Source organism: Kineococcus aridisoli, from assembly GCF_050871885.1.
In the GTDB taxonomy this organism is placed as follows: domain Bacteria; phylum Actinomycetota; class Actinomycetes; order Actinomycetales; family Kineococcaceae; genus Kineococcus.
The window spans coordinates 1-4847 of record NZ_JBJLSF010000155.1 but is presented as its reverse complement, the minus strand read 5'-3'; the positions used below and the strand labels follow the sequence as shown (position 1 = coordinate 4847).

The following is a 4847-nucleotide window of genomic DNA, read 5'->3' as shown; positions in this document are numbered from 1 at the left end:
GGCGGGCAGGGTGACGGACCGGCCGCCCCGGGCGGCGCGGACCGCCGGCGGGGCAGGCGGTCCGGCGCCACCAGGGGCGCCGGGCCGGCCGCCGGACCCGCCGCCGAACCCGGTGCCGTGCCCGCCCCGATGGACGGCACGGTCGTCCGCGTGGCCGTGGCGGAGGGTGCGGAGGTCGAGCGGGGCGACCTGCTCGTGGTGCTGGAGGCCATGAAGATGGAGACCCCCGTCACCGCCCCGCGCGCCGGGACGGTCCGCGCCGTGCGGGTCGAGGCCGGTGGTCCCGTCGCCCAGGGCGCCCCGCTGCTCGTGCTGGGGTGAGGCCGTCCGGGGGCGCCGCCGGTGCCACCCGGACGGCGCGCTCAGGCCGCGTCGCCGAGGTGCTCGGCGATGCCCTCCAGGCACCACTGCCAACCGGTCCGCATGCCCTCGGCGGCCTCGGCGCCCGACAACCCCTCGACGGTGAGCTCGAGGCGGGTGCCGCCGTCGGCCGGCAGGAGCAGCACCGTGCAGCGGGAGGTCTCGGCCATGCCCTCCCCGGAGGTGAGCACGTCCAGGACGAGGCGCCGCACGGGTTCGAAGACCGCGAAGGTCGCGCTCTCGGCGTACGCGTCGCCGGCCGGGCGGGGGCCGAACCGCGCGCGGTAGCCCCCGCCCGCGCGGGGATCGACCTCGCAGTCGGACACGAGCCAGTCCGGGTCGGGGCAGAGCCAGCGCCGCAGCAGGTCGGCGCGGGTCCAGGCGGCCCACACCCGTTCGGGCGGGGCGGGGTAGGTGCGCTCGAGGTCGAACGACAGGAGCGGGGTGGTGGTCACGTGTCCTCCAGGAGGGTGCCGAGGGCGTCCAGCCGGGCCGACCAGAGCGCCTGCTGCTGCGCGGTCCACGTGGCCACGGCGACGAGCGCGTCCTCGCGCAGGCGGCACTCGCGCACGCGCCCGCGCTTGACGGTCGTCACCAGGCCCGCCTCCTCCAGCACCCGCACGTGCTTGAGCACCGCGGGCAGCGACAGCGTCGTCGGCGCCGCGAGGTCACCGGCGGAGCTCGGCCCGCGCACGAGCCGTTCGACGATGGCCAGGCGGGTCGGGTCGCCCAGGGCGGCGAACTGATGGTGAACCACGAGGTTTACTGTTTACCTCCGGTGACCCCGTGTCAACCCCCTGTCGAGGTGCGGCCCGGCGCCCGCCCCGACCCGCCGCCGGCCGCCCGCCGCGTGGAGGACCGGCTCCGTCCGTGCCCGAGGATGGGGCCCGTGCTGGACCCGTCGATGCCCCGTGCCACCGCTGACGCGCTCGCCGCCTTCGTGGAGCGCGAGGCGCGCTCCACGAGCCCGTTGTTCGGGCTGGCCGACGCCGACGCTGCGGCCCGTGCCGGCTGGGCCGGCTTCGTGCAGCAGTACCGGCGAGCGGTGCGCGACGGGTGCGAGCTGACCGCGGACAACCTCGCCCACGTCCTGCTGGACATCGCCCTGCTCTTCCGGCACCTGGAGGGCTTCGACCCCGCGTGGTCCCGCTGGCAGGAGGCCGCCGCGAACCCGCAGGGGAGCCGGCCGTGAACGCGCCGCGACCGGCCCGGGGCGGGCCGGCGGCGACGCCGCCCTCAGGAGGCGGCCGGTGCGCGGGTGCCGTCGGTGCCGTCGGTGCCGTCGGTGCCGGTCCCGCCCGCGGGGTCGATCCAGGCCAGGTACAGCCACCGCCCCACGGGGGTGGCCGTGCGCTCGATGAGGAGCCCGCACGGGAGCTCCCGGCCGTCGGCGTGCAGCACCGGCACCTTCAGCGGTAGTCCGAGGACGCGGGACCGCCCGGTGCTCAGGTGCCGGCTGAACCCGGCGATGTGGGCCTCGCGCAGCGCCGGCGGGATCAGCACCACCACCCGGCGCCCCACCAGCTCGGCCGCCTCCCAGCCCAGGGCCGCGGCCAGCCCCTCGTCGACCGCGACGATGCGGCTGGCGGCGTCGACGGCGACGAACCCCCGTCCCGTGCGCGCCGCGCGCTCCCGCACGGCCCCGAGCGCCTCCGGCGCCGCGTCCGGGCCGGGGGCGTGCCCGGGCGCGGGTCTCTCGAACCGCTCGTGCCTGGCTCCCTGCCACGCGCGCGGGGAACCGCCGTGGAGCTGGCTCTGCACCTCCTCGCACACCCAGTCGCGCACGGCGACGACCTCGGCCTGCCCCGGCAGCGCCAGCAGCCGCCCCTGGCGGGCCAGGCGCTCGGCGGTGTCGAGGGCGTCCTGCAGCGCCGCCGCCGCCGCGCTCACCCGCGGCGGCAGCAGCACGTCCACGTCGATCGGGTCCAGCGCCACCGGCAGCCCGCTGAAGGGGTCGGGGGGCGGGGAGGTGCTGCGGCGGGCCTCCTCGGCCGCGGCCAGGACGGGGTTGGAGAAGGCCTGGCGGGCGAGCTCCACGGCCGCCAGGTCGACGCCGGCACCGTCGTGGGTGGCGAGGTAGAGCGTCAGCTCGCGCAGCAGCGCGTCGTGGTGCTGGCGGGCGGCCAGCCACAGGGTCGGCGGGACGCCGGTGAACCGCACCCGCTGCAGCGGTGCGGACGGGACCTCGCCGGTGCCGGGCGCCGGCCGCCCGGGCGGGTCGGGCTCGGAGGGCTCCGGCTCCTGCTCGTGCCACCGGTCCTCGTCCCAGGCCGCGAGCAGGTCGTCCGCGTCCGGCTCCCCGTGCCGGGTCCGCAGCTCGAACCAGACCACCTTGCCGTCGGGCAGGCCGGTGGTGCCGCAGGCGCTGCTCACCGACGCCACCAGCGCCATCCCGCGTCCGGTGGTGGCCTGCTCGCCGTAGTGGCGCCGCACCGGCAGGACGGGGTTGAAGTCGCGCACCTGCACGCGGGCGTGCTGCGGGTGCACCTCGACGCCGATCTCGACGGGGGTGCGCGCGTGCAGCGCCGCGTTCGTGACCAGCTCGCTGACCCCCAGCTCCGCCGCGTCCACCCACTCCCGCCGCCCGGCGGCCTCGAGGACCTCGCGCACCAGGCGACGGGCCTGCCGGGCCGCGCGCGGGTCGGGCGGCAGCGTGAGCCGGCGGCTGAGCGGTGCGTCACCGGCGCCGCCGATCACGCCCGGCACCGGCTGCACGTCATCGTCACATCCTGCCACCTGCGCCCGCGGCGCCGCCGGGGCGCCGCGTCGGCCGCGGGGTCAGCGGGGTGCGTCGGCGGAGACCCTGTCGGCGAAGCGCGGTCCGAGCACGCGCAGGAACGGCGTGCGGGGAAGGAGGCGGGCCGTGGCCGCGAGGACCTCGTTGCGCCGGCCGTCCACGACGACGGGCCGGTCGGCGTCCAGGGTGTCGAAGAACGTGGCGACCACCTGCTCGACGGTGCGCCGGCGCAGCCCGGCGCCGGACGCCTGCCCGGCGACGTCGAAGAACCCGGTGTCGGTCACCGTCGGCGACAGGGCCGCGACGCGCACGCCGGTGCCGCGCGTCTCGGCCCACAGCGCCTCGGTCAGCGACAGCACGAAGGCCTTCGACGCCGCGTAGGCGGCGAAACCGGGTGCCGGCAGGTAGGCGGCCATGCTGGCGATGTTGACCACCGCTCCCGAACCCCGCTCCAGCATGCCCGGCAGGAAGCGGGCGGTCAGGTCGGTCAGCGCCGTGCAGTTCAGCGTGACCATCGCGGTCAGGCGCGAGACGTCCGGGGTGTCGGCCAGCCGGCCGGAGAGCCCGAAGCCGGCGTTGTTGACCAGGACGTCGACGGCCCGGCCGTCGAGGGCCTCCTGCACCCGGGCACCGGCGCCGGGGGAGGACAGGTCGAGGGGGACGACGAGGGCCTGGCGGCCGTGCCGGGCCCGGACGGTGGCGGCCACCGCCTCCAGCTCGTCGACGCGGCGGGCGACGAGCACGACGTCGGCGCCGCGGGCGGCCAGCGCCGTGGCGATGCCGGCGCCGATGCCGCCGGAGGCGCCGGTGATCAGGGCGGTCGAACCGGTGACGTCCACGGGAGGGCTCCTGTCAGCAGGGGGTCAGCGCGTCTCATCGCGCCGTTGTGACACGATGTGTCATTCCGACCTGCCCTGTCAAGGTGTCGTGTGCTGAGATGAGCCCGTGGAACGGACGACCCCTCGCGAACGCCGGCAGGCCGCGACCCGGCGCGCACTGGCCGAGCACGCCCTGCGGTTGTTCGCCGAGCAGGGGTACGAGGCGACGACGGTCGCCGACATCGCCGATGCCGCGGACATGTCCACCCGCACCTTCTTCCGCCACGTGCGCGACAAGGACGAGGCGATGTTCGCCGCCGACGAGGACGCCTTCGCCGACGTCGTGCGGGCGGCCGCGGCCGCCGGGGCCGACGCCCCGCCGCTGGCCCGGCTGCTGCACGGCGTGCGCGCGCTCGCCGCGTCGGCGGGGGAGGACCCCGAGGTCAAGTGCGCGCGGGAACGCGTGCTGGAGGAGAACCCCGTCCTGCGGGCCCGCGACCTCGCCCAGCAGCTGCGCTGGCAGCAGCAGTCCGAGCAGTTCCTGCGCTCCCAGGGCGTGGACGCCGACGAGGCGAGCCTGGCCGCGGGCCTGGCGCTGACGATCTGGCGCGAGGCCTACCGGCGCTGGATCGCCGCCTCCGCCGCCCCGGGTGCGCTGGGGGAGCTCCTCGACACCGTCGCCGGCGAACTCCCCGGCCACGTCGCGGCGCCGACCGCTCCCACCCGCTGACGCGTCGTCCTCGACGCACCCCGGAACACCTGACGGCCGGTGGTCCCAGCGCAGTGCGCGGGAGCACCGGCCGTCCGGGGCGCTCTCAGGTGCGGGGCAGGGTGAAGGTGCCCACCAGCTCCTTCAACTCCGCCGCCGTGCGCGAGACCTCACCCGCCGTGGACGCGGTGTGCGTGGCCCCCGCCGTGGTCTGATCGGCCGA

General features: G+C 77.3%; 7 protein-coding genes. 3 read left to right on the top strand and 4 right to left on the bottom strand.

Annotation, left to right across the window (positions count from 1 at the left end):
* Positions 1 to 321 (top strand): acyl-CoA carboxylase biotin carboxyl carrier protein subunit (locus ACRYM2_RS22820; RefSeq protein WP_432524974.1); only part of this gene is annotated, 321 nt, incomplete at its 5' end.
* A 41-nt stretch (positions 322 to 362) separates the two neighbouring features.
* Here ACRYM2_RS22820 and ACRYM2_RS22815 read toward each other — a convergent pair.
* The gene (locus ACRYM2_RS22815) at positions 363 to 815 is read right to left on the bottom strand and encodes an SRPBCC domain-containing protein (protein WP_432524972.1); all 453 of its coding nucleotides are present in this window, start codon (positions 813 to 815) and stop codon (positions 363 to 365) included.
* Entirely contained in the window at positions 812 to 1117 is a 306-nt protein-coding gene (locus tag ACRYM2_RS22810) for an ArsR/SmtB family transcription factor (RefSeq protein WP_432524970.1), read from the bottom strand. The genes ACRYM2_RS22815 and ACRYM2_RS22810 overlap by 4 nt, the downstream gene beginning before the upstream one ends.
* A 132-nt stretch (positions 1118 to 1249) precedes the next feature.
* Here ACRYM2_RS22810 and ACRYM2_RS22805 point away from each other — a divergent pair, with 132 nt between their 5' ends.
* A complete protein-coding gene (locus ACRYM2_RS22805) occupies positions 1250 to 1552 on the top strand; it encodes a hypothetical protein (RefSeq protein ID WP_432524968.1) in 303 nt (100 codons plus the stop codon).
* 44 nt (positions 1553 to 1596) lie between these two features.
* On the opposite strand, the gene ACRYM2_RS22800 is transcribed toward ACRYM2_RS22805, so the two are convergent.
* Positions 1597 to 3066: an ATP-binding protein gene (locus ACRYM2_RS22800; RefSeq protein ID WP_432524967.1), complete on the bottom strand. Its 1470-nt coding sequence runs from the start codon at positions 3064 to 3066 to the stop codon at positions 1597 to 1599.
* 72 nt (positions 3067 to 3138) lie between these two features.
* The gene (locus ACRYM2_RS22795; protein ID WP_432524965.1) at positions 3139 to 3936 is read right to left on the bottom strand and encodes an SDR family NAD(P)-dependent oxidoreductase; all 798 of its coding nucleotides are present in this window, start codon (positions 3934 to 3936) and stop codon (positions 3139 to 3141) included.
* Positions 3937 to 4042: 106 nt separating this feature from the next.
* Here ACRYM2_RS22795 and ACRYM2_RS22790 point away from each other — a divergent pair, with 106 nt between their 5' ends.
* Positions 4043 to 4645 carry a TetR/AcrR family transcriptional regulator gene (locus tag ACRYM2_RS22790; protein ID WP_432524963.1) on the top strand — a complete coding sequence of 201 codons (603 nt, stop codon included), beginning with the start codon at positions 4043 to 4045 and terminating at the stop codon, positions 4643 to 4645.
* The last annotated feature ends 202 nt before the right edge of the window (positions 4646 to 4847 follow it).